The organism is Flagellimonas marinaquae (genome assembly GCF_023716465.1).
Taxonomy (GTDB): Bacteria; Bacteroidota; Bacteroidia; order Flavobacteriales; family Flavobacteriaceae; genus Flagellimonas; species Flagellimonas alginolytica.
On record NZ_CP092415.1, the window covers coordinates 1,974,197 to 1,999,217 of the forward strand.

The following is a 25,021-nucleotide window of genomic DNA, read 5'->3' on the forward strand; positions in this document are numbered from 1 at the left end:
CAATTTTATCTATACAATGTAAAGTGTCCTACAAACTCACGTCCAGACCCATCATTTAATTTTACTATATACCAATAATCGCCAGATGGCATAGGTTTTGAATCATATTCACCATCCCAGGCCTCCGAAGGCCCTAGAGTCCATATCTTTCTTCCATATCTATCAAAAATGTATGTTTCAATATCAGGGAACAGTTTAGTGTTTCTAGGAGCCCAATAATCGTTTTGTCCATCAAAGTTTGGAGTAAAGAAATCTGGAATAGTGATTTCCATTAAGTTCATGGAAATACTTTGTACAACCTCGCAACCATTACTGTCAATCACTCTTACTGTAAAGGCTCCACTTCTGGTAATGGTATATGTGTTGGAGTCAGTTGCATCATTATCATCAAAATAATAGGTGTAAGGCGCAGTGCCACCAGTAACATTCGCAGTGATTTGATTCACATATTCGCTGGTAAGCGATAACTCTAATGGTTCAAAGTTTTCAACCTCAAATGTAATCTCACCTACACAACCATTGTCGTGGAGTATGAATAAACTATGTTTTCCAGGATTTATATTTCCAAAATCAGGACTTAGGATAAAATCATTTGGGTCAGTAGAGTCCAGAGCATATAGCACATTACTGCTGATAGATGAATCAGAGAGAGTTACATCAATTGTGTTTGATGGAAGGTTGGCATCGCACAAATACATCACATTTACCGAACCACTAAGGTTGGGTCCGCCTTGTAGAATGGTAAAATTTGTATTGGTTTCACAACCTGTGTCATCAATCACACTCATTTCATAATTTCCAGGAGACAAATCGGTTATGGAGAATGAATCTGTATTGAAAACCATAGGTTCCATACTGTTAAGCTGAACTGTAACTGGGAAAACAGCATCTCCGATTTCTATTGAGACCGAACCATTGTCATTTTCCCAGCAGGTTTCATGCTGAACATGGGTAGAGACACTAAATCCAGTAATGTTCACGGAAAATGAATTTTCTACGTAAGGGCATATCCCATTGCCTGGACTGAATATATATATAGTTTGGGAAGTTGAAATAACATCCCCAGCGGACAAAGGTGTTCCTGTTCCCCCACTTCCAGTAAAATAGTTTCCATTGGTTAATTCAGGCAGGACATAAGAATCACATGCCTCTACGTTGCTCAGATTATCTGCATCGGGCTGTTGTTGTTCTGTGACGGTTATGGTCGCAGTTGCATCTGTTGCGCAGGGTGCCGTTGCGGCCACGGTATAGGTATATGTCCCTGCACCTGCGGGGGCGGGGGACCATGTTCCCCCTGCATCTGGGGTTCCCCCCAGTGCTGCGAAGAGCTGTGCTGCGGTGACGGAGTCCCCTTCACAAATGGCGAGGTTGTCGTCGCTTCCTGCATCGGGCTGTTGTTGTTCTGTGACGGTTATGGTCGCAGTTGCATCTGTTGCGCAGGGTGCCGTTGCGGCCACGGTATAGGTATATGTCCCTGCACCTGCGGGGGCGGGGGACCATGTTCCCCCTGCATCTGGGGTTCCCCCCAGTGCTGCGAAGAGCTGTGCTGCGGTGACTGAGTCCCCTTCACAAATGGCGAGGTTGTCGTCGCTTCCTGCATCGGGCTGTTGTTGTTCTGTGACGGTTATGGTCGCAGTTGCATCTGTTGCGCAGGGTGCCGTTGCGGCCACGGTATAGGTATATGTCCCTGCACCTGCGGGGGCGGGGGACCATGTTCCCCCTGCATCTGGGGTTCCCCCCAGTGCTGCGAAGAGCTGTGCTGCGGTGACTGAGTCCCCTTCACAAATGGCGAGGTTGTCGTCGCTTCCTGCATCGGGCTGTTGTTGTTCTGTGACGGTTATGGTCGCAGTTGCATCTGTTGCGCAGGGTGCCGTTGCGGCCACGGTATAGGTATATGTCCCTGCACCTGCGGGGGCGGGGGACCATGTTCCCCCTGCATCTGGGGTTCCCCCCAGTGCTGCGAAGAGCTGTGCTGCGGTGACTGAGTCCCCTTCACAAATGGCGAGGTTGTCGTCGCTTCCTGCATCGGGCTGTTGTTGTTCTGTGACGGTTATGGTCGCAGTTGCATCTGTTGCGCAGGGTGCCGTTGCGGCCACGGTATAGGTATATGTCCCTGCACCTGCGGGGGCGGGGGACCATGTTCCCCCTGCATCTGGGGTTCCCCCCAGTGCTGCGAAGAGCTGTGCTGCGGTGACTGAGTCCCCTTCACAAATGGCGAGGTTGTCGTCGCTTCCTGCATCGGGCTGTTGTTGTTCTGTGACGGTTATGGTCGCAGTTGCATCTGTTGCGCAGGGTGCCGTTGCGGCCACGGTATAGGTATATGTCCCTGCACCTGCGGGGCGGGGGACCATGTTCCCCCTGCATCTGGGGTTCCCCCCAGTGCTGCGAAGAGCTGTGCTGCGGTGACGGAGTCCCCTTCACAAATGGCGAGGTTGTCGTCGCTTCCTGCATCGGGCTGTTGTTGTTCTGTGACGGTTATGGTCGCAGTTGCATCTGTTGCGCAGGGTGCCGTTGCGGCCACGGTATAGGTATATGTCCCTGCACCTGCGGGGGCGGGGGACCATGTTCCCCCTGCATCTGGGGTTCCCCCCAGTGCTGCGAAGAGCTGTGCTGCGGTGACTGAGTCCCCTTCACAAATGGCGAGGTTGTCGTCGCTTCCTGCATCGGGCTGTTGTTGTTCTGTGACGGTTATGGTCGCAGTTGCATCTGTTGCGCAGGGTGCCGTTGCGGCCACGGTATAGGTATATGTCCCTGCACCTGCGGGGGCGGGGGACCATGTTCCCCCTGCATCTGGGGTTCCCCCCAGTGCTGCGAAGAGCTGTGCTGCGGTGACGGAGTCCCCTTCACAAATGGCGAGGTTGTCGTCGCTTCCTGCATCGGGCTGTTGTTGTTCTGTGACGGTTATGGTCGCAGTTGCATCTGTTGCGCAGGGTGCCGTTGCGGCCACGGTATAGGTATATGTCCCTGCACCTGCGGGGGCGGGGGACCATGTTCCCCCTGCATCTGGGGTTCCCCCCAGTGCTGCGAAGAGCTGTGCTGCGGTGACTGAGTCCCCTTCACAAATGGCGAGGTTGTCGTCGCTTCCTGCATCGGGCTGTTGTTGTTCTGTGACGGTTATGGTCGCAGTTGCATCTGTTGCGCAGGGTGCCGTTGCGGCCACGGTATAGGTATATGTCCCTGCACCTGCGGGGGCGGGGGACCATGTTCCCCCTGCATCTGGGGTTCCCCCCAGTGCTGCGAAGAGCTGTGCTGCGGTGACGGAGTCCCCTTCACAAATGGCGAGGTTGTCGTCGCTTCCTGCATCGGGCTGTTGTTGTTCTGTGACGGTTATGGTCGCAGTTGCATCTGTTGCGCAGGGTGCCGTTGCGGCCACGGTATAGGTATATGTCCCTGCACCTGCGGGGGCGGGGGACCATGTTCCCCCTGCATCTGGGGTTCCCCCCAGTGCTGCGAAGAGCTGTGCTGCGGTGACTGAGTCCCCTTCACAAATGGCGAGGTTGTCGTCGCTTCCTGCATCGGGCTGTTGTTGTTCTGTGACGGTTATGGTCGCAGTTGCATCTGTTGCGCAGGGTGCCGTTGCGGCCACGGTATAGGTATATGTCCCTGCACCTGCGGGGGCGGGGGACCATGTTCCCCCTGCATCTGGGGTTCCCCCCAGTGCTGCGAAGAGCTGTGCTGCGGTGACTGAGTCCCCTTCACAAATGGCGAGGTTGTCGTCGCTTCCTGCATCGGGCTGTTGTTGTTCTGTGACGGTTATGGTCGCAGTTGCATCTGTTGCGCAGGGTGCCGTTGCGGCCACGGTATAGGTATATGTCCCTGCACCTGCGGGGGCGGGGGACCATGTTCCCCCTGCATCTGGGGTTCCCCCCAGTGCTGCGAAGAGCTGTGCTGCGGTGACGGAGTCCCCTTCACAAATGGCGAGGTTGTCGTCGCTTCCTGCATCGGGCTGTTGTTGTTCTGTGACGGTTATGGTCGCAGTTGCATCTGTTGCGCAGGGTGCCGTTGCGGCCACGGTATAGGTATATGTCCCTGCACCTGCGGGGGCGGGGGACCATGTTCCCCCTGCATCTGGGGTTCCCCCCAGTGCTGCGAAGAGCTGTGCTGCGGTGACTGAGTCCCCTTCACAAATGGCGAGGTTGTCGTCGCTTCCTGCATCGGGCTGTTGTTGTTCTGTGACGGTTATGGTCGCAGTTGCATCTGTTGCGCAGGGTGCCGTTGCGGCCACGGTATAGGTATATGTCCCTGCACCTGCGGGGGCGGGGGACCATGTTCCCCCTGCATCTGGGGTTCCCCCCAGTGCTGCGAAGAGCTGTGCTGCGGTGACTGAGTCCCCTTCACAAATGGCGAGGTTGTCGTCGCTTCCTGCATCGGGCTGTTGTTGTTCTGTGACGGTTATGGTCGCAGTTGCATCTGTTGCGCAGGGTGCCGTTGCGGCCACGGTATAGGTATATGTCCCTGCACCTGCGGGGGCGGGGGACCATGTTCCCCCTGCATCTGGGGTTCCCCCCAGTGCTGCGAAGAGCTGTGCTGCGGTGACTGAGTCCCCTTCACAAATGGCGAGGTTGTCGTCGCTTCCTGCATCGGGCTGTTGTTGTTCTGTGACGGTTATGGTCGCAGTTGCATCTGTTGCGCAGGGTGCCGTTGCGGCCACGGTATAGGTATATGTCCCTGCACCTGCGGGGGCGGGGGACCATGTTCCCCCTGCATCTGGGGTTCCCCCCAGTGCTGCGAAGAGCTGTGCTGCGGTGACGGAGTCCCCTTCACAAATGGCGAGGTTGTCGTCGCTTCCTGCATCGGGCTGTTGTTGTTCTGTGACGGTTATGGTCGCAGTTGCATCTGTTGCGCAGGGTGCCGTTGCGGCCACGGTATAGGTATATGTCCCTGCACCTGCGGGGGCGGGGGACCATGTTCCCCCTGCATCTGGGGTTCCCCCCAGTGCTGCGAAGAGCTGTGCTGCGGTGACTGAGTCCCCTTCACAAATGGCGAGGTTGTCGTCGCTTCCTGCATCGGGCTGTTGTTGTTCTGTGACGGTTATGGTCGCAGTTGCATCTGTTGCGCAGGGTGCCGTTGCGGCCACGGTATAGGTATATGTCCCTGCACCTGCGGGGGCGGGGGACCATGTTCCCCCTGCATCTGGGGTTCCCCCCAGTGCTGCGAAGAGCTGTGCTGCGGTGACGGAGTCCCCTTCACAAATGGCGAGGTTGTCGTCGCTTCCTGCATCGGGCTGTTGTTGTTCTGTGACGGTTATGGTCGCAGTTGCATCTGTTGCGCAGGGTGCCGTTGCGGCCACGGTATAGGTATATGTCCCTGCACCTGCGGGGGCGGGGGACCATGTTCCCCCTGCATCTGGGGTTCCCCCCAGTGCTGCGAAGAGCTGTGCTGCGGTGACTGAGTCCCCTTCACAAATGGCGAGGTTGTCGTCGCTTCCTGCATCGGGCTGTTGTTGTTCTGTGACGGTTATGGTCGCAGTTGCATCTGTTGCGCAGGGTGCCGTTGCGGCCACGGTATAGGTATATGTCCCTGCACCTGCGGGGGCGGGGGACCATGTTCCCCCTGCATCTGGGGTTCCCCCCAGTGCTGCGAAGAGCTGTGCTGCGGTGACGGAGTCCCCTTCACAAATGGCGAGGTTGTCGTCGCTTCCTGCATCGGGCTGTTGTTGTTCTGTGACGGTTATGGTCGCAGTTGCATCTGTTGCGCAGGGTGCCGTTGCGGCCACGGTATAGGTATATGTCCCTGCACCTGCGGGGGCGGGGGACCATGTTCCCCCTGCATCTGGGGTTCCCCCCAGTGCTGCGAAGAGCTGTGCTGCGGTGACTGAGTCCCCTTCACAAATGGCGAGGTTGTCGTCGCTTCCTGCATCGGGCTGTTGTTGTTCTGTGACGGTTATGGTCGCAGTTGCATCTGTTGCGCAGGGTGCCGTTGCGGCCACGGTATAGGTATATGTCCCTGCACCTGCGGGGGCGGGGGACCATGTTCCCCCTGCATCTGGGGTTCCCCCCAGTGCTGCGAAGAGCTGTGCTGCGGTGACGGAGTCCCCTTCACAAATGGCGAGGTTGTCGTCGCTTCCTGCATCGGGCTGTTGTTGTTCTGTGACGGTTATGGTCGCAGTTGCATCTGTTGCGCAGGGTGCCGTTGCGGCCACGGTATAGGTATATGTCCCTGCACCTGCGGGGGCGGGGGACCATGTTCCCCCTGCATCTGGGGTTCCCCCCAGTGCTGCGAAGAGCTGTGCTGCGGTGACTGAGTCCCCTTCACAAATGGCGAGGTTGTCGTCGCTTCCTGCATCGGGCTGTTGTTGTTCTGTGACGGTTATGGTCGCAGTTGCATCTGTTGCGCAGGGTGCCGTTGCGGCCACGGTATAGGTATATGTCCCTGCACCTGCGGGGGCGGGGGACCATGTTCCCCCTGCATCTGGGGTTCCCCCCAGTGCTGCGAAGAGCTGTGCTGCGGTGACGGAGTCCCCTTCACAAATGGCGAGGTTGTCGTCGCTTCCTGCATCGGGCTGTTGTTGTTCTGTGACGGTTATGGTCGCAGTTGCATCTGTTGCGCAGGGTGCCGTTGCGGCCACGGTATAGGTATATGTCCCTGCACCTGCGGGGGCGGGGGACCATGTTCCCCCTGCATCTGGGGTTCCCCCCAGTGCTGCGAAGAGCTGTGCTGCGGTGACTGAGTCCCCTTCACAAATGGCGAGGTTGTCGTCGCTTCCTGCATCGGGCTGTTGTTGTTCTGTGACGGTTATGGTCGCAGTTGCATCTGTTGCGCAGGGTGCCGTTGCGGCCACGGTATAGGTATATGTCCCTGCACCTGCGGGGGCGGGGGACCATGTTCCCCTGCATCTGGGGTTCCCCCCAGTGCTGCGAAGAGCTGTGCTGCGGTGACTGAGTCCCCTTCACAAATGGCGAGGTTGTCGTCGCTTCCTGCATCGGGCTGTTGTTGTTCTGTGACGGTTATGGTCGCAGTTGCATCTGTTGCGCAGGGTGCCGTTGCGGCCACGGTATAGGTATATGTCCCTGCACCTGCGGGGGCGGGGGACCATGTTCCCCCTGCATCTGGGGTTCCCCCCAGTGCTGCGAAGAGCTGTGCTGCGGTGACGGAGTCCCCTTCACAAATGGCGAGGTTGTCGTCGCTTCCTGCATCGGGCTGTTGTTGTTCTGTGACGGTTATGGTCGCAGTTGCATCTGTTGCGCAGGGTGCCGTTGCGGCCACGGTATAGGTATATGTCCCTGCACCTGCGGGGGCGGGGGACCATGTTCCCCCTGCATCTGGGGTTCCCCCCAGTGCTGCGAAGAGCTGTGCTGCGGTGACTGAGTCCCCTTCACAAATGGCGAGGTTGTCGTCGCTTCCTGCATCGGGCTGTTGTTGTTCTGTGACGGTTATGGTCGCAGTTGCATCTGTTGCGCAGGGTGCCGTTGCGGCCACGGTATAGGTATATGTCCCTGCACCTGCGGGGGCGGGGGACCATGTTCCCCCTGCATCTGGGGTTCCCCCCAGTGCTGCGAAGAGCTGTGCTGCGGTGACTGAGTCCCCTTCACAAATGGCGAGGTTGTCGTCGCTTCCTGCATCGGGCTGTTGTTGTTCTGTGACGGTTATGGTCGCAGTTGCATCTGTTGCGCAGGGTGCCGTTGCGGCCACGGTATAGGTATATGTCCCTGCACCTGCGGGGGCGGGGGACCATGTTCCCCCTGCATCTGGGGTTCCCCCCAGTGCTGCGAAGAGCTGTGCTGCGGTGACTGAGTCCCCTTCACAAATGGCGAGGTTGTCGTCGCTTCCTGCATCGGGCTGTTGTTGTTCTGTGACGGTTATGGTCGCAGTTGCATCTGTTGCGCAGGGTGCCGTTGCGGCCACGGTATAGGTATATGTCCCTGCACCTGCGGGGGCGGGGGACCATGTTCCCCCTGCATCTGGGGTTCCCCCCAGTGCTGCGAAGAGCTGTGCTGCGGTGACTGAGTCCCCTTCACAAATGGCGAGGTTGTCGTCGCTTCCTGCATCGGGCTGTTGTTGTTCTGTGACGGTTATGGTCGCAGTTGCATCTGTTGCGCAGGGTGCCGTTGCGGCCACGGTATAGGTATATGTCCCTGCACCTGCGGGGGCGGGGGACCATGTTCCCCCTGCATCTGGGGTTCCCCCCAGTGCTGCGAAGAGCTGTGCTGCGGTGACTGAGTCCCCTTCACAAATGGCGAGGTTGTCGTCGCTTCCTGCATCGGGCTGTTGTTGTTCTGTGACGGTTATGGTCGCAGTTGCATCTGTTGCGCAGGGTGCCGTTGCGGCCACGGTATAGGTATATGTCCCTGCACCTGCGGGGGCGGGGGACCATGTTCCCCCTGCATCTGGGGTTCCCCCCAGTGCTGCGAAGAGCTGTGCTGCGGTGACTGAGTCCCCTTCACAAATGGCGAGGTTGTCGTCGCTTCCTGCATCGGGCTGTTTGTTGTTCTGTGACGGTTTATGGTCGCAGTTGCATCTGTTGCGCAGGGTGCCGTTGCGGCCACGGTATAGGTATATGTCCCTGCACCTGCGGGGGCGGGGGACCATGTTCCCCCTGCATCTGGGGTTCCCCCCAGTGCTGCGAAGAGCTGTGCTGCGGTGACTGAGTCCCCTTCACAAATGGCGAGGTTGTCGTCGCTTCCTGCATCGGGCTGTTGTTGTTCTGTGACGGTTATGGTCGCAGTTGCATCTGTTGCGCAGGGTGCCGTTGCGGCCACGGTATAGGTATATGTCCCTGCACCTGCGGGGGCGGGGGACCATGTTCCCCCTGCATCTGGGGTTCCCCCCAGTGCTGCGAAGAGCTGTGCTGCGGTGACGGAGTCCCCTTCACAAATGGCGAGGTTGTCGTCGCTTCCTGCATCGGGCTGTTGTTGTTCTGTGACGGTTATGGTCGCAGTTGCATCTGTTGCGCAGGGTGCCGTTGCGGCCACGGTATAGGTATATGTCCCTGCACCTGCGGGGGCGGGGACCATGTTCCCCCTGCATCTGGGGTTCCCCCCAGTGCTGCGAAGAGCTGTGCTGCGGTGACGGAGTCCCCTTCACAAATGGCGAGGTTGTCGTCGCTTCCTGCATCGGGCTGTTGTTGTTCTGTGACGGTTATGGTCGCAGTTGCATCTGTTGCGCAGGGTGCCGTTGCGGCCACGGTATAGGTATATGTCCCTGCACCTGCGGGGCGGGGACCATGTTCCCCTGCATCTGGGGTTCCCCCCAGTGCTGCGAAGAGCTGTGCTGCGGTGACGGAGTCCCCTTCACAAATGGCGAGGTTGTCGTCGCTTCCTGCATCGGGCTGTTGTTGTTCTGTGACGGTTATGGTCGCAGTTGCATCTGTTGCGCAGGGTGCCGTTGCGGCCACGGTATAGGTATATGTCCCTGCACCTGCGGGGGCGGGGGACCATGTTCCCCTGCATCTGGGGTTCCCCCCAGTGCTGCGAAGAGCTGTGCTGCGGTGACTGAGTCCCCTTCACAAATGGCGAGGTTGTCGTCGCTTCCTGCATCGGGCTGTTGTTGTTCTGTGACGGTTATGGTCGCAGTTGCATCTGTTGCGCAGGGTGCCGTTGCGGCCACGGTATAGGTATATGTCCCTGCACCTGCGGGGGCGGGGGACCATGTTCCCCCTGCATCTGGGGTTCCCCCCAGTGCTGCGAAGAGCTGTGCTGCGGTGACGGAGTCCCCTTCACAAATGGCGAGGTTGTCGTCGCTTCCTGCATTTGGAGAGGTATAAACATTGATAGTTTGTTGAACATCAGTAAAGTTCCCAGAAGTGTCGGTTACTCTATAGGTACGGGTAATGGTTTCAGGATTGCTTAATCCATCTGAGACATCGCTAATATGTGTTACAGAGTCCACTGCACAGTTATCATCTTCGTCATCAACAACTAATGGGTCTGGAGCGGGTGCTGTATCACATACTGTTAAGGAATCTGGATTGGAAGCTGTTGGATTTTCAATATCCCCAAAACCAACTGTAAATACATTTTGATGGACAAAATCTACTCCATCAAAATAAACATTGCCAAATGCATCTACACTAGTTGCTTGTATTAGCGTAATAGGACCTGTTGTAAAGTCGCCATCATTATCTGTATCTATCATGAGATGAAGTGCGCAATCGCCATTATCTATAATGGTTGATCCTGACAAATTGATGCGGACACTAACACCATTTATTGGGGTAAGACCAGTTGAGTTGTTCATTTGAACTCTCCACTCTCTTTCTATTCTTGATGTGATTTGTGGTAATAAAGGTGGAAGCTCAACATTAATTTCGGCTATGGACTGTCTGTCACTTCCCCAAATTAAGTAGTTGTGATCTGTTGAAAAACTTCCTCCGGTGTTTATCGGGGTCCTTGTTTGGTCTAGATTATCTGTTATAAAATTTGGGCTTGTGGACATGGTCAGAATAGCTTCTGAATTTTCACTTTTAGAGATACGTTGGTGTAGGTTGTAACGTAGTTTTAAATCTCCGGTTGTTCCTGGAAGCCCTGCATCGAAATCTTCATATCTATCTTTTCCAATGCCGGCTATATCGAATCTATATGTTGGGTCTATTGCCCAGATGATTGTTCCATCAGCGGCTAAATATTGATAAGAGCTATTTCCTGATATACTACCAAGACTTGCTGAACCATTAAGAGTAATGCCGTATTTGATTGCCAAATAACTTTCCACTCTTTGTATTGAGTTTGCATCCAATAAACCATCTGCAACCAATATTTCCGAAATTCCCCCTGTTAAGTTTCTATTGGGGTCATTACTATTGAAATGTTTTCCTAACCTTATGAAAGGATAAGTATCAAATTGTGCCATGACATCGTTTCTTATGAAATCAATGTCAGGTATTCCATTGACTTTGGTCGTCAATCTTTCGGTTTGGGCTGCAAGTCCGTTGATTTGTCTTGTGAATACTCCTATGGCAGGTTGGCCCAACAAATCGATGTTTCCGCTTTCGAAGTCACTACCTAGGGTTCTTGTTCGTCCTATGGAAAAGCGATTTCCGTTGGATACTCCAAGGGATAAATTGGTTGTTGAACTGTGGTGGGTCTCAATATCTCCGCCATATAACAACCTCTGAGTTTCTGCCGTGGTTCCAGCTCCCGGTGCCCGGAACATAATGAATATGGTCATTTCTTCCCGGCATACAGAACGTGCATGTAAGGCCTGTCCACTTCCACTTCCATCAAATAGAATCTCTGGATTAAAATTAACACTGTTCATTTGGAGTGTTGGCAAATCTGGAATTGAGCCAGCAGGTGTTAGAAAAGACGGTGTTCCAAATCCTATGGAGAAACCATTTGGATACGGTTGATTGTAATTTAATGGGTTGGGATGTTGTATGGCAATTTGTGTCAAAGGGTTAAAATCAACAAAATCGTGCCATTCAAATACAGAAACACCATCTATAGTGGGTATGGGAGTAAAAAGTTCTAAACTTCCATTACTAGGCAGTGGTGCCTGATTTATAGCTCTATCGGCAGTGTACCAAGTATCTACATGTTGTGCTTTTACCCAGTTCCCGCCCAAAAGTGTAAATAGAATAACTAAGCGTAAAATCTTTTTTTTTGCCAATTTGCCCATGTGGGCAGATATGTCTTTTTTCAAGTGACTGGTTTTGTATACTGAAATGTGGAGTAAAAGTCTAGACATAAGGTTAAATTTTTTGATTGATTCCCATCTTTGAAATTGATAGGAAACAGATTTGGTAAGTATAAAATAAGCTAGTATTTAGATACATAGTACCCACCAATTAACCTATGCCCCTTTACAATTGATGAATGACCCAATTGGATCAACGAACAGAAAAACTTTGATTATCAGAAAGTTATACTTGTAGGTATTTACTTATAACTATTGTTTTGTATTGATATGGTTTTTGATATAATAAAAGAGCCGCCAAGCATGCCTTGGCGGCTGAACCATCTTAATGTGTTCAAGAACTAAAAGAGATACACTTAACCTAGTTCTAATTAGAACAATAATTTTAAGATGATTATTTGATCAGATTGATTTCAACTCTTCTATTTTGCTTTCTACCCAGTTTGGTTGCATTGGTGGTAATTGGTTTTTCTTCACCAAAGCCAACGGCACGCAATCTATCTGCCGAGATACCTTCATTGATCAAAAAGTCTAGGACCGAATTTGCTCTGGCCTCGGATAGTCTCTGGTTACTAGAGCTACTCCCAACACTATCTGTATGTCCTTCTACCGTGAATTTGGCATTTGGATATTCATTCAAGATTTGGATAATGTCTACCATTACGGCTACGGATTCCGATTTTATTGTTGCTTTTCCCGTATCGAAAAGAATGGTTTTTGCGTAATTGTTCAATTGCTTCTGAACTTCTTGTGTTACTTCTGGACATCCATTATTGTACACGGGACCAGCTAGCTCCGGACATTGGTCGTCGATATCGACCAAGGTGTCCCCATCTATATCTGGGCATCCATTATGTTCTTTTTTTCCTGGATTTTGAGGGCAACGGTCTTCTGTATCAATTATCCCATCACCATCGGAATCAGGACAGCCATCGTGTTCAAGGTTTCCAGCTGTTTTCGGGCATTTGTCATCTTTGTCCAAAACCCCGTCCCCGTCCGTGTCTGGCCATGGACAACCAGTGTTTTCGGTAGGCCCAGCTTCATTCGGGCAGTTATCGTCCTTATCCAGAAGTCCATCTTGGTCGGTGTCCGGCCATGGACATCCTTGATTTTCAATCGGACCGGGTGTTTCCGGGCAATTGTCAATACTGTTTTTAAGTCCATCCCCGTCCTTATCCCTAAGCTTGCTGTGATAGACCGGGACTTTGAGTCCGGCATAAATATCCAAGGATTTGCCCTGATCGAACAGTGATGTTAAAATTGAACCTGAACCTACGTAAAAAGGACCCGCTCTAAGTCCAGCTCCCCAACGAAAGCCTATATCTTGCATTAAGCTGATGGGGGAGTATATGCTTAACCAAGCTGTCTCCAATCGTGGGGATAGCGATACTTGATTTTGAATATGATGAGTGTTTAAACTGTTCTTTTTTCTTAATGAAAAATCTGAATTTAAGTTTAGATAGAACTTCGAATGAATATTCCAGTCTACGTTTCCATGAAATGCTGTGGGCAATCCGGTTTTGGATGATTCCTGGGGGCCATTAACAGTGCTAAAATTATTTTTAAGAGCATCTTCCAGATCATCGCCATCAAAATTGTCTATGCTTTGATTATTGTTAAGGTCGTAGGTCTGCTGTTCCCCACCTTTGTTGTTAATACTTCCGATGTCGGTTATGGACAGTCCAAATTTGAGCTTGTATTTGTTTATGCCCCTGTTCGAAACTTTTTTGCCATCGAGGTCGACCAGCTTTTGCTTTTCATGATTTGGTCTCCATTCATATACAAAACCTAGATCTGCTCCCAAGCCAGTGGATTGTCCAAAATTGCTAAATGTGTTTTCAAATCCTTCTTCTCCACCAACATCATAACCATAAGTCAATATCCCATTTGTTGCAACGGTTTGGTCGGTTGAATTATAATCAATAGTAATTTCTGAACCGTTAAGGTAAGTATGGTGTATACCAGAAAGGTACTTTAAGGTAACACCACCTTTTAGGAAATGTTCGTTATGGTCCATCAACACCCTTGCATACGAGGCCCCTATCTCTGTCCAAAGGTTAAGCTCGCCAGATAGGTCGCCTTCATCTATCGAGAAGTCTTCATTTTCGTTAAATCCCCCTTCTTTGTCAATGGTAGAACCATCAATATCATCAATATTTGTAAAAATACGACCGCGGGTATATAGCGATACAGAATGTTTTTCTGAGAGACTGATCATTACAGAAGGGCCTAGTATATCTAAATTTGCCGCAATAAAGTTTTCGCTTTTAGGGGTTGTTTCCGCTTCATCGAATGCTTTACCGGGATCTTTGAACATGTCTCCCAAACTGGTACTTAGGTAGTTGTTTCCAAGAAAACCACTTATTCCGATAAGGTTAATGTCCAGTTTTAATCTGGAATCGGCAATGTTCGCTGGATTGGAAATAACTCCGTGCACACCGTTGTAATTGTCTTCTAAGAATCCAAGATAGGATTGGGCACTTATTGCCTGGCCTGTTATTAGGAATAATAGGGAGGCGATTAGTTTTAATGAAATGATTTCTTTTGTCTTCATGATTTTCAAATTTGTATGGGTATAGTTTTTTCTTTGAAAAGCACAAATAGACTACAAATAATGAAGCGGGATATAGGCTAATAAACGAATGGGCCTTTTGAATTGACGAATGCTTTGATTGAGTTTATAGCATGTTTGTTTGTAAGGAATATTCTTACTTAGATCTATAATGGGAATACATAAAAAAACCATTACAACCAAGGAATCTTTCAATTCCTTGGCGTAACGGAAACCTCAACTAAACTAAACACTTTTATGACCAACAGTCGTCAAAAGTGAATTGCTATATGTGCATACGTTAAAAATTGATCTTGCTATTCAATTGTGATTAACGCTTTATTGCAGAACAAACATAAGGGCAAAAAATGGGATAAAAGGGGGCCGATTTATGAATGCCTTATTTGAACCAATGAATGCCCCTTTTGATTTGATATTAAAAATACCCACATAAAAAAAACAGCCCTAATTTGGACTGTTCTTCATATTGTAAAGCGGTATCGGGAGACTAAACTTCCTCTACAGATGCATCTGGGGCATTTTTTTTAACAGAGGCAATTCCGTTTTCCATGGCCGAGTCGCTGGAATACATTTCGCTATTGCCGATAACTTGTCCGTTGGATGCTTTTAGGTTAAAAAATGGGCTGCCATCCTTTGCTTTGTTTCTCTCGAAATATTTATCGTCCTGTGAATGTTTTTTTACAGACTCGATTCCATTTTCGCAAGCATCTTTGGATGAATACCCTTGACTACTTAAAATTACTTGGCCGTTCCCAGCTTTTAAATTAAACCTGAATTTACCGGCTTTATCCGTTTTGATCTCAAATTTTCCCATACTTGATATGTTTTAAGTAATAAATCTAGATATTTTCTTAAAAAATGACCAATAAAAGAGGTGAAAATTGATAATAAAATAAGCCATTGTTGCTTTTAGGGATATTTTGGGAATATATTTTGGTGGATTCCATAAAAAAAGGAGGCTATCTTAGCCTCCTTTTTTAGTATTCTCGATGTAAGTGTTACACCCTTATTTGTCCATTCCCAAATACATAGTATTTATTGGTCACCAATTGCTTTAGGCCCAAAGGTCCGCGATGGTGCAATTTATCGGTGCTGATCGCAAGTTCTGCACCAACACCCATTTGTCCGCCATCGGTAAATCGGGTAGAAGCATTTTGGTACACGGCGGCACAATCCACGTTCTCCATAAATATTTGTGCAGCGCTATTGTTCTCTGTCATGATGGAGGCTGAGTGCCCTCCCGAGTTTTTGTTTATCATGTGTATGGCATCATCAATGGTATCGACTGCGCCGATAATGCATTTCATGGCCAAGAATTCTTCTTGCCAAATCGATTCATCGGTAATAGTGTCGGCCTCTGTCAGTATTTGCTTTACCGTTTTGTCCACAATTATGGATACGTTGTTGGTCTCCAGAACTTTTTTCAACTCTTCAAGTTTTTCCTTGTACCCATCTATCCGGGTATCCACCAAAATTTTATCTAGAGCATTGCATGCCGATATTTTATGGGTCTTGGCGTTTAGAATTACCTTAAGGCTTTTGTCCCAATCGGCATCTTTGTGCACATAAAGGAAATTGTTCCCTCTACCACTTATCAGAACTGCGCATTTGGCGTGCTCTTTAACAAAGGCGATCAAACGTTCGCCTCCACGGGGAACAATTAGATCCAAGTCTTGGTCCGGATTTCGGAGAAACTCCTGTGTTTGTGACCTGTCCATTTCCAAAAATTGGATGTAATCCTCGGATAGTCCGTTCTGGGTCAGTGCCCGGTGCCAAAATTTTACTAAGGCCTTATTGCTATGGTAGGCTTCTTTTCCGCCTTTTAGCAATATTTTGTTGTTGGCCTTAAAAGCCAGTACGGCAGCTTCGATAGTAACATCGGGACGCGACTCATAAATGATCATGATAGTGCCAAAAGGTGCCGTTCTGTTAATGATTTTAAGTCCGTTGTCCAATTCTCTTGTAGAGATTTCTTGGTTGACCGGGTCCTCTTGCAAGCGTACTTCGTTTACGGCTTGGATCATCTGGTCCACTTTCTTTTGGTCCACAACCAAACGATCGTACAAAGCTTGATCGTCGCGGTTGAACGCATCCAGATCTTTTTGATTTGCTTGGAGCAGTTCTTCCCGATTTTCATCAAGGATTCGCTCCATGTCTTTTAGTACTTTATTTTTTAGTGTTGTATCTAATAATTTCATTGTTGTTATTTTGAAACTTCTGTTCCTACGTTCTTTCCTTCTACAATATCCAGGATTACGTTTTCCCGTTTTCCGTTTACTATGTAGGATGGGATATTGTCTGCGGCAGCCTTTTGGGCATAATTTAATTTTGAACCCATTCCACCGCGGCCTTCGCCCTCCTGCTTGTTTCCTTCTTCGATGTACTTGCCCAAGTCCTCTTTTGGCTCAACCTTATCTATTACTTTGGATTCCGCTTTTTCGGGATGACCATCGTAAAGGCCATCGATATCTGTCATCAAAATAAGCTTATCGGCCTTCATTAATTGTGCGAGTAGGGTTGCAAGCTCATCATTGTCCGAGAACATGGACATGGATACGGAGACGGCATCATCCTCGTTCGCGATCGGAATTACTCCTTCGGATAGCAATCCTTCGAGGCAGTTGATCATATTATCGCGGTGTACGCCTGGGTTAAAATCCCGTTTGGTCGGGAGTACCTGGGCACATTTCATTCCATAATCGCTGAATATGTTGTAATAATGTCTCATCATTCTGGGCTGTCCAATGGCAGAATATACTTGTCTGCGTTGGGTTTTGTCTTTTATCTTGGCTTTTCCCAAAACCTCTTTTCCGGCAATCACCGATCCAGAGGAGACCAAAATGGTCATGATGTCCCGTTCGTAAAGTTCAGCAATTTGTTGCACCAAACTATTGAGCACGGGCCTTACTATTCTATTGTCCTTGTTGGTCATCACATTTGTTCCTACTTTGATGACCACTAATTGTTTATACATGATTTAGTATTCTTCGCCTAGTTCCACAGCTCTTCCAAATGCTGCAAAGGCGGCTTCTTTGATTAATTCGTTTACATTGTTGTCTTCCATGGAATCCAGAGCGGCCCTGGTAGTTCCTCCTTTGGAGGCTACCATTTCCATCCAAGTGTCCGGGTTAAGGTTGTTTTGGTTGAACAACTCCACGGCACCGGTAAAAGTTTGGCTTACCAGCACTTTGGATACATTTTCGGAGAATCCCATTTGGAGTGCGGCCTCCATCATGCTTTGCATAAAGTAGAATACATAAGCAGGCCCACTTCCCGATATTCCGGTGGAGGCATCGATGAATTTTTCGTTTTTTACCCGAAGCGATTTCCCTGTGGTGTCCAGTAAGCCTTCTACCATAAAAAGCTCCAATCGGGATACTTCTTCGGCGGATACGTAGCTGGTTAGACCTTTTCCTACCTGGGCAGGTAAGTTGGGCATGGCCCTTACTACTTTTTTTATGCCCAAGGATTCTTGGATGTAGTTAATGGTAACGCCCGCCATAATGGAAATGAACAATTGCTCGGGGTTGACCAATTTTTTCATACGGCCGAATAGTTCTTCGGCATGATAGGGTTTTACGGCCAAAAAGATAACATCTGCCTGTGGTACGCAATCTTCTATCTTATCAATCGCGTCGAAGTAGCCGATTTTGTCCACTTCTTCCAATTTTTCTTTTGATTTGTCCAGTACCATAATGTTGCGTTTTTTCAACAGTTTGGATTTGGACATACCTGTAGCGTAGGTAAGTCCCATGTTACCTGCACCAATAACCAATACTTTCATTTTTTGTTTTAAAGGGTTATATAATAGATTGTAAAATTGTTATGCCAATACATTGCACTCTTTGCAGTCTTTAATTTTTCCGTCGTAAGTTTCTCGGTACTTGTGCAAAGTGCGCACAGGAAGCCCCATAATGTATTTTTTAATATAGGTTACCTGGGTGGTGAGTTCGCCCATTTTAACGCTATATCGTTTTTCATACTTGGTTTCCCTTTTGATTTTTGAAAGTTTCATCTTGTTGTTCTTGATACTATGATTTTATTGTTATTGGTCTTCCTGCTCGTTCAGGAATTGTTCCTTGTATTGCGCCTTTTTTAGGGTTTTGCGACGCTCTACTGATTTTTTAGTGTATTCTTGATGGCTTCGTATCTGGTCCAAACGCTTTGTGTTTCGATATTTTCTTTTGTAACGTTTTAGAGCCCTTTCGATACTTTCACCTGGCTTAACTTCAATTTTTAACATATATGGATTTATCTGTTCAATCTCATTTCTAAATGGGTTTCGCTGAACCCTTTTTCTTCAAAAAATTTTTTGTTTGGATATTGGTTGTCACTGGTTATATGTATGGCTACGTCTCCTTTACAATACTGTAGGGTGTAGTCCAATAGTCTTTGTTCAACTCCTATATTTCTGTGTTCCCTGTGCACTACAAAAAAAACTAGAAAATTTTCGGGTATGTAATCGCCCATGCCTGTTTTGTTCACTACGGCCAAGGCCAGTATCCTATCTTTTTCTTCCATGGCAAATACATATCCTCCGAGTCCGGGAATATCCTTGGTAGAATATTGTATTGCTTTTCTTATGGCATTTTTTGACGCTTTTTTTCCTTCTTGATTATGGAAAAGAAAATTGGCAAACCTGTCGGCTTCCATGGTGGAAAGCCTGGTATATGCATCGTAGGTCTTGATTACCATGCTAGTATTTTGAACGATATCGGATTAAGTTTTTTATTGACAAAAAAGGGATTGATCGGAACTGCTTGGCAGGGTACCAAACTGTCCGTTTTTTGGAGGTGCAACTCCCAGAACCAGGGAGGGTAATTATAGGGTAGGGGGAATAAACTTATCTGGCTGGTTTCGGAATACCAGATAGTTAAAACTTAGAATCCTGCAGTTTTTTCTCTCGTGGAGCTTAACTTTCATCGGCACAAAGGTAAGCAAACAAGAGCTTAAATCCCAATAATACTGGGGTTTATGATTTTTATAACGTTTATAGGGAAGTGTTTGGGGGTAAGAAAACGTTGGAGTTGAAGATAGAAGAAGTGTTGCCTTAGTGAAGAAAGGTAAAGTATAAAAACAAAAAAAGCTCCGAGAAATCGGAGCTTTTTGCGGTCTGGACGGGATGCTACCTTGCATTTTTAACATATCATTAACATACATTATTTTACTGATAATCAATCAATTAAATGTATATTGATTTTTATTTTACATCATAAAACACTACTTTTCATGAAAAATGCAGCACGAATGCAGCACGCAAATGTATAATTACAATTTTTATATTTCAGAATCACCAAACAAAAATGGTACCCATAGTATCAAGTTGAGATACTATGAAAATCGTCATGTAAGAATCCAAATCGATACAGGAATTGAAATTGCAATAAAGTATTGGAACAAGGATAAATCGTTTCTTAAAAAATCAAAGGAAGTGGGTTCTGAATTTGTCCAACTTACCCAAATGGACAGCTTGGCCAATCAAATTATTTCCAGCTATCGAAATCAGGGTAGGCCACTTTCAAAAAAGATGTTCAAAAAACAATTTGAAGAAGGTGAACCGTCCATCAATTCAAAACCTGTCCAAGACTTTTTTACTGAATTTGACCATTATCTGGAAAGCAAAAAGAGCAAGGTGGTTAAAGATGTGATTAAGGATTACAATTCACTTAGAAAACATTTGGAGGGTTTCCAGGAATTTTCGGGAATCATCATCGATTTCAATGCTTTTGATTATCATTTCTACCAAGAATGGACGGATTACCTAGCGTACCATGCTCCATTAAAGAATGGGGGTGTCGGAATGAAGAACAATACCATAGGCAAGTTGGTGAAGAACTTAAAGGCTTTTTTAAATGACCGTATGCGTAGAAACCGTATCAAGCCCATTGATCTTTCAGCATTTAAGGTAGTTCAAGAAGAAGTGGACCATATCTATCTATCCGATGATGAAATTCAGGCTATTGCGGCCGTGGACTGTAAAGCCGATGAAGAATTGGAGAAAGTAAAGGACTTTTTTGTAATTGGGTGTTTGACAGGGCTTCGGTTTTCCGATATTTCGAGGATTCGACCTGAGTATTTGGACGATAATGGGTTTTTGAATATTCGACAGAAGAAGACATCTGGCCGAATTGTAGTGCCACTTCGTTCCCAAGTCAAGAGCATTTTGGGAAAATATGATGGATATGCCCCCGATATTGACTCATTCACTTTCAACAGGCGTATAAAGGAACTTGGGGATTCGGCCAAACTTCACCAAAAAGTAGAAATTGAACATAAACGGGGAACCATTAAAGAAGCACAACTTTTGGAGAAATATAAATTGATAAGTTCCCATACCTGTAGGCGTTCGTTTTGTACCAATGCTTACCTAAATGGCATCGATGTGCAACTCATCATGAAGATTTCAGGCCATAAATCAGAAAAGGCTTTCCGTCGTTATCTCAAAATTTCAAACTATGAGGCTGCTCAAAAATTGAAAGAGGCCTGGGGAATTTCATAAAACGAAAATGTGTATGATTGTCAAATAAAATCAAACTTCGTTTTTGAACTTTAGGTTTAGTGAGTACCGGGTGCTTTTGAGTTCACCAGATTTGACTAATATGGATTTGTTGACCAAATCCTTTAAATCACGTGTGGCCGTTGATGCAGATGTTTGGGCTATACGAATATAATTGTCCGCACTAAGCCCTCCTTTAAATCCCTTATATCCTGCTTTGAACATACGTTGGACTACTTTTAGCTGGCGTTCGTTCATCAAACGGGAGTATTGATCAAAGAACCTTGCTTTTTGAATCAAAAAGTCAATGGTTTTGATGGTGTGTTGTTGTGCTGCAAGTATAGTTCCCCCAAAGTATAGTAGGAATTCAGTAAGGTCTAGTTTGAAATTATGGGCTTCGATGGAAGAATAGTATTCTTTTTTGTTTGACTCAATGGTCTGTGATAGGGATATAAGTGCTGGTCTGCTCAAATCCATGGAAATCGATTTTTCTGAAATCCCTCTAGCAATACGTCCATTCCCGTCTTCAAACGGGTGGATGGCCAAAAAGTAATAATGTGCCATTCCTGACTTGGCCAATGGAAGCATTTTGGATTTGTTTGTCGTGTGGGTTTCATTGAGCCAACGAACATAAGTTTCCATTTCATTTGTCATTTGTGATGAGGGGGGTGCCTCATAATGTACCGTCGGTTTGTCGAGGCGTCCTGAAACAACCTGTATAGGATCTTCATGAGTACGATATCTTCCAATATCCACTAAATCCCTTCTGCCATTGGCGACCATCTGATGCCACTCAAAAAGTTGTTCATGGGTCAATGGTGCTGCATATGTTCGATATAGATTGACCATCATTTCAGATATTCCATATTCAGCTTGGGGAAGTTTCTTTCTTTCCGTTTCAAGTCCCAAGTTTTTTTTGATGGATTCCTGAATACTCCCACGGTCAAGATATTCCCCTTCAATTGCCGAAGTAGTTAAGGCCTCATCCGACAAAACTTCAATTAAAAGCTCATTTTTGTCTTTCTCATCAATATGTTTAATGGAACCTAGAGCTACTCCACTAGTTTGGACAAACTGATATTCCAAGTCCTCCAAAGCTGCCTCATCATACCTGAAATTGGGCCAGTCCTTTTGTTGCCAGTTCCATTTAAAAGCTGTCATGAGCTAAATAATTAATTTTTATAGCTCAAAAATAGTAAAATTATGAGCTATAAATTAAATTTTTATAGCCCAATAGAGAAAATGGAAGAAACGGTCACTGAGAACCACTAAAAATGGATTGTTTGAACTTTATACATTGAAAGACTAAATAGATTGGTTATTGGTTTGTGCGAATAGTATTATGAAAAGCAAGTCTTCAAAATCATTTTGAAATAACAGGGTCAACTTGAATTCAACACCTACTTAATTTTTAATGCTATGTCCAATCTTTCTGCAACATTGTCCCAGTTGATGATATCCATAATACAATCTACGAATTCTGCCCTGCGGTTACGATAGGTCAAATAATAAGCGTGTTCCCAAACATCGATCACTAGAATGGGAACGCAACCCCATTGGGTCAATTTTTGATGATCAGCGCAGCCCATCACAGTAAGCCTATCTATGAAAGGATGATAGGCCAAAATACCCCATCCGCTTGATTCCACATCCTTTGAAACCTTGGCCAAAAGGGCTTTGAGCTTATCATAGGTTCCAAAACTCTTTTCAATGTAAGAGAGAAGGTTTCCCTTTGGATCGTTCTTTTTATTGGTGAGGTTGGTCCAAAAAATGGAGTGAAGGATATGGCTTGAAAAATGATAGGACAGTTTCTTGGTCCAATGGTCCACCAATTCCAAGTTTCCGTCATCCAGTGACTTGATGATCATTTCTAGGTCTTTGTTGGCACCTTTGACAGCGCCCCCATGATGGAAAGTGTGGTGAAGATAAAGGGTTTCCTCATCCATACAGGGCTCCAAAAATGTCTTTGGATAGGGCAGGTCCGCCTGGACAAACTTTCCATTATCATCCATCAAACGGTCAATCTTTCCGTATTCAATGTTTTGTGCCCATACACTGGATTGCGGTAAGATGGTTGCGCCACCCACGATCATTGAATTTTGCATAAATTTTCTACGTTCCATAATTTGTTTTTTAAAGGATTGACTTATAGTCTAAAGGTATACCTTATTTTGGCAATGATCTGGGAGGATTCTTGGGAGAACCTATTGTTTATATCACTATAGACGGATGCATTGTTGAACACAAGAAAAAACTCACCTTGCGGATGAAAAATCCAATGAATCCGAGAATTAATGCCTAGGCTATCGGATTCAGTGTCATATTGAATAAAAGAATTTACCTGTAGGTCAGGTGTCGCATTGAACCTAATTCTAAAACCAGCCAATGTTTGGTCAAAATCCCCATAAGGTAACTGGGCAACATTTCTGGTCCCGGTCATTTCAAAAGTAAGAATGGTTGATGGTGACCAGCTTAATGATAATTGATATTCATTTAGGCGTCCTTTATAAAACGGACCGAACCACCAAGACATCCTTCCATTAAGATTTCGTTTTGAGGCAATATCCCCTTCAAATCGGTAGCGTATAAATTCGTAGGAACCAGTGGGTATCGTTACATCATTGGTTATTTCGAAAGGCGCGGTCAAAAACTCTCCTGTCGGAACAACGTTGAATTCAAAACGCTCACCACTTTCGAACCTCCAATTTAAAGGAGCAGTAAAAACCCGGTATGATTGCCATTGTCCATTCAAATCTGTTATATAGGTTCCAAACAACTCATTTCGAATTTGTCTGACCAATTTCCATTTGGGTCGAGGTGCCCAAGTAACACCAGCAACTATCTTATTTATTCCATTTCTGGGGACAAATCCGACCGAAGGGTCAAAAGCATCTCCAATATGGGCATAGGTTATGGCTGCATCCCAAATATCATTGGGGTAGTCTATCTTAAAACCATACGCAAACTTGTCTCCTGACAAATCTTGTCGCTCGTTGTATAGGCCCCAAACCCCAACCAAGAAATTTTTATTTCCCATAAGTCTGGTAGTCTGATAGGTAAAATCCAGTCCGCCTGTCAAAGCATCAGACCTGCCCAAAGGGTCACCGACAGACGCGATAAAACCAACTGAAGATTCCTTGAATATATTGTGCTTGGCCCGTACCACACCCATTGTACTCTTGGGTATTGTCACAATATTATTATCATCGACGGATATATCTACTTCATTGGTGTGCATAACCAGACCTCCAAAAGATGTTCTTCCTGTTCTCCCGTTAATTTTTCCACCCGCAACAATAGGGACTGGATTGCCCTCAACCAAACCAATACGTCTACTAAAAAAAGGTATGATGTCCCTACTTAAGCCGAATCCAAATTCGAATATGTCCGAACCCTCCAAGAAAAAGGCTCTTTTTTCCGGAAAAAACAAGGGGAATCTTGTAAGGTTAGTTTGTCTTGAATCAACTTCCGTTTCTGCAAAATCAGTATTAAAAGTGGCCGTTATCAAGGCATTGGAGCTTAAACGTTGGCTTGCTGTTACTGAAGGATCGAATTTGAATTTTCTATTACTTTCGTTATCCTTAGTCCAGTTTCCAATAACAGAAGGTGTAATATTGAGGCCAACACCATAATTGAAATCGGGTAATCCGACCATAAGACCGGCACGACTTGTTTGGGTAAACCACTGATCCCTGGAAACATTGGCCCACCTGATGATTTCCTGATTTCTTTGAATATTCCTTTCAAAGTTGAATCCCCATGCACCTAACCCTTTTCTGAAATTAATACTTTGAATTGGGATTTTTATTTCAGCAGTCCAGCCATCCGCATTTATATTCGTACCTGCTTCCCATATACCATCCCAGTCTTTACTTTCACTTTCACCACGATTGGAAACAAGCGCATCGTATCGGGCCCCGTTGGGATTTACCATAAATATATATCCTGATTGGCCATCTTGGAAAGGATCAATTACCAGACGAACATAGTCCTCGTTCCTGAAATCAGCATCCCGTAATTTTGAGAAATTGGTAATTTTCAAGGGGTCGTCCTTGCATTCAATTCCAAAAACAACAAACTTCTCGTTTGCGACAATTTTAACTTCCGTAAATTGGCTTGGTCTGCCACCTTCAATTGGTACGACCGTTAAAAAATCATTGATTGAAGGATTTTTTTCCCATAAGCTCTCATTCAGTATTCCATCTATTTTTATTTCATCGCTTGTATATCCTGAAACAATTCTTGGCCGATTTTCCTGCCCAAAAAAAGGGAGAATAACAAGTGAAGTAAGTAGAAACGTTAACCGAAACTTCATGATTGCTTATTTGAACTTTCACAGTATCCTATGTAAAATAAAAAGATTGCTTTAGTAGAAAAAG

17 protein-coding genes are annotated in these 25,021 nt (G+C 46.9%); 1 reads left to right on the forward strand and 16 read right to left on the reverse strand.

Going from position 1 to position 25,021, the window contains the following annotated elements:
- Nucleotides 1-5: 5 nt before the first annotated feature.
- The 13 genes from MJO53_RS08905 to MJO53_RS08965 form a co-directional block, all read right to left on the reverse strand.
- Complete coding sequence (locus tag MJO53_RS08905) at nt 6-2,351, reverse strand: T9SS type B sorting domain-containing protein (RefSeq protein WP_252078819.1); 2,346 nt, start codon at nt 2,349-2,351, stop codon at nt 6-8.
- Nucleotides 2,264-6,781 carry a beta strand repeat-containing protein gene (locus MJO53_RS08910; RefSeq protein WP_252078820.1) on the reverse strand — a complete coding sequence of 1,506 codons (4,518 nt, stop codon included), beginning with the start codon at nt 6,779-6,781 and terminating at the stop codon, nt 2,264-2,266. Before MJO53_RS08910 ends, MJO53_RS08905 begins: the two co-directional genes overlap by 88 nt.
- The gene (locus MJO53_RS08915) at nt 6,736-8,529 is read right to left on the reverse strand and encodes a hypothetical protein (RefSeq protein ID WP_252078821.1); all 1,794 of its coding nucleotides are present in this window, start codon (nt 8,527-8,529) and stop codon (nt 6,736-6,738) included. Before MJO53_RS08915 ends, MJO53_RS08910 begins: the two co-directional genes overlap by 46 nt.
- Nucleotides 8,530-8,866: 337 nt before the next feature.
- Entirely contained in the window at nt 8,867-9,334 is a 468-nt protein-coding gene (locus MJO53_RS08920; RefSeq protein WP_252078822.1) for a hypothetical protein, read from the reverse strand.
- Nucleotides 9,289-11,580 carry a hypothetical protein gene (locus MJO53_RS08925; RefSeq protein ID WP_252078823.1) on the reverse strand — a complete coding sequence of 764 codons (2,292 nt, stop codon included), beginning with the start codon at nt 11,578-11,580 and terminating at the stop codon, nt 9,289-9,291. The genes MJO53_RS08920 and MJO53_RS08925 overlap by 46 nt, the downstream gene beginning before the upstream one ends.
- A gap of 388 nt (nt 11,581-11,968) precedes the next feature.
- Nucleotides 11,969-14,128 (reverse strand): DUF5723 family protein, encoded by a 2,160-nt coding sequence (locus tag MJO53_RS08930; RefSeq protein WP_252078824.1) that lies wholly within the window; start codon nt 14,126-14,128, stop codon nt 11,969-11,971.
- 505 nt (nt 14,129-14,633) lie between these two features.
- Nucleotides 14,634-14,960 carry a YegP family protein gene (locus MJO53_RS08935; RefSeq protein ID WP_224835639.1) on the reverse strand — a complete coding sequence of 109 codons (327 nt, stop codon included), beginning with the start codon at nt 14,958-14,960 and terminating at the stop codon, nt 14,634-14,636.
- A 184-nt stretch (nt 14,961-15,144) separates the two neighbouring features.
- Nucleotides 15,145-16,344, reverse strand: a complete 1,200-nt coding sequence (locus MJO53_RS08940; protein ID WP_252078825.1) for a glutamate-5-semialdehyde dehydrogenase — start codon at nt 16,342-16,344, stop codon at nt 15,145-15,147.
- 5 nt (nt 16,345-16,349) lie between these two features.
- Nucleotides 16,350-17,120: a glutamate 5-kinase gene (gene proB / locus MJO53_RS08945; RefSeq protein ID WP_224835637.1), complete on the reverse strand. Its 771-nt coding sequence runs from the start codon at nt 17,118-17,120 to the stop codon at nt 16,350-16,352.
- A gap of 3 nt (nt 17,121-17,123) precedes the next feature.
- The gene (gene proC / locus MJO53_RS08950) at nt 17,124-17,930 is read right to left on the reverse strand and encodes a pyrroline-5-carboxylate reductase (RefSeq protein WP_252078826.1); all 807 of its coding nucleotides are present in this window, start codon (nt 17,928-17,930) and stop codon (nt 17,124-17,126) included.
- Nucleotides 17,931-17,969: 39 nt separating this feature from the next.
- Nucleotides 17,970-18,161, reverse strand: a complete 192-nt coding sequence (locus MJO53_RS08955) for a hypothetical protein (protein WP_224835635.1) — start codon at nt 18,159-18,161, stop codon at nt 17,970-17,972.
- A 30-nt stretch (nt 18,162-18,191) separates the two neighbouring features.
- On the reverse strand, nt 18,192-18,389 hold the full coding sequence (gene rpsU, locus MJO53_RS08960) for a 30S ribosomal protein S21 (RefSeq protein ID WP_224835634.1): 198 nt from the start codon (nt 18,387-18,389) through the stop codon (nt 18,192-18,194).
- An 8-nt stretch (nt 18,390-18,397) separates the two neighbouring features.
- Nucleotides 18,398-18,841, reverse strand: a complete 444-nt coding sequence (locus tag MJO53_RS08965) for a GNAT family N-acetyltransferase (protein WP_252078827.1) — start codon at nt 18,839-18,841, stop codon at nt 18,398-18,400.
- Nucleotides 18,842-19,382: 541 nt separating this feature from the next.
- On the opposite strand from MJO53_RS08965, the gene MJO53_RS08970 reads away from it, so the two are divergent.
- On the forward strand, nt 19,383-20,645 hold the full coding sequence (locus MJO53_RS08970; protein ID WP_252078828.1) for a site-specific integrase: 1,263 nt from the start codon (nt 19,383-19,385) through the stop codon (nt 20,643-20,645).
- 30 nt (nt 20,646-20,675) lie between these two features.
- Here the strand turns inward: MJO53_RS08970 and MJO53_RS08975 are convergent, their stop codons facing one another.
- The 3 genes from MJO53_RS08975 to MJO53_RS08985 all read right to left on the reverse strand — a co-directional run bounded on the left by MJO53_RS08975 (nt 20,676) and on the right by MJO53_RS08985 (nt 24,957).
- Nucleotides 20,676-21,803 (reverse strand): Fic family protein, encoded by a 1,128-nt coding sequence (locus tag MJO53_RS08975; protein ID WP_252078829.1) that lies wholly within the window; start codon nt 21,801-21,803, stop codon nt 20,676-20,678.
- A 239-nt stretch (nt 21,804-22,042) separates the two neighbouring features.
- A complete protein-coding gene (locus tag MJO53_RS08980; protein ID WP_252078830.1) occupies nt 22,043-22,765 on the reverse strand; it encodes a superoxide dismutase in 723 nt (240 codons plus the stop codon).
- A gap of 23 nt (nt 22,766-22,788) precedes the next feature.
- Nucleotides 22,789-24,957 (reverse strand): carbohydrate binding family 9 domain-containing protein, encoded by a 2,169-nt coding sequence (locus tag MJO53_RS08985; RefSeq protein ID WP_252078831.1) that lies wholly within the window; start codon nt 24,955-24,957, stop codon nt 22,789-22,791.
- Between the last annotated feature and the right edge of the window lie 64 nt (nt 24,958-25,021).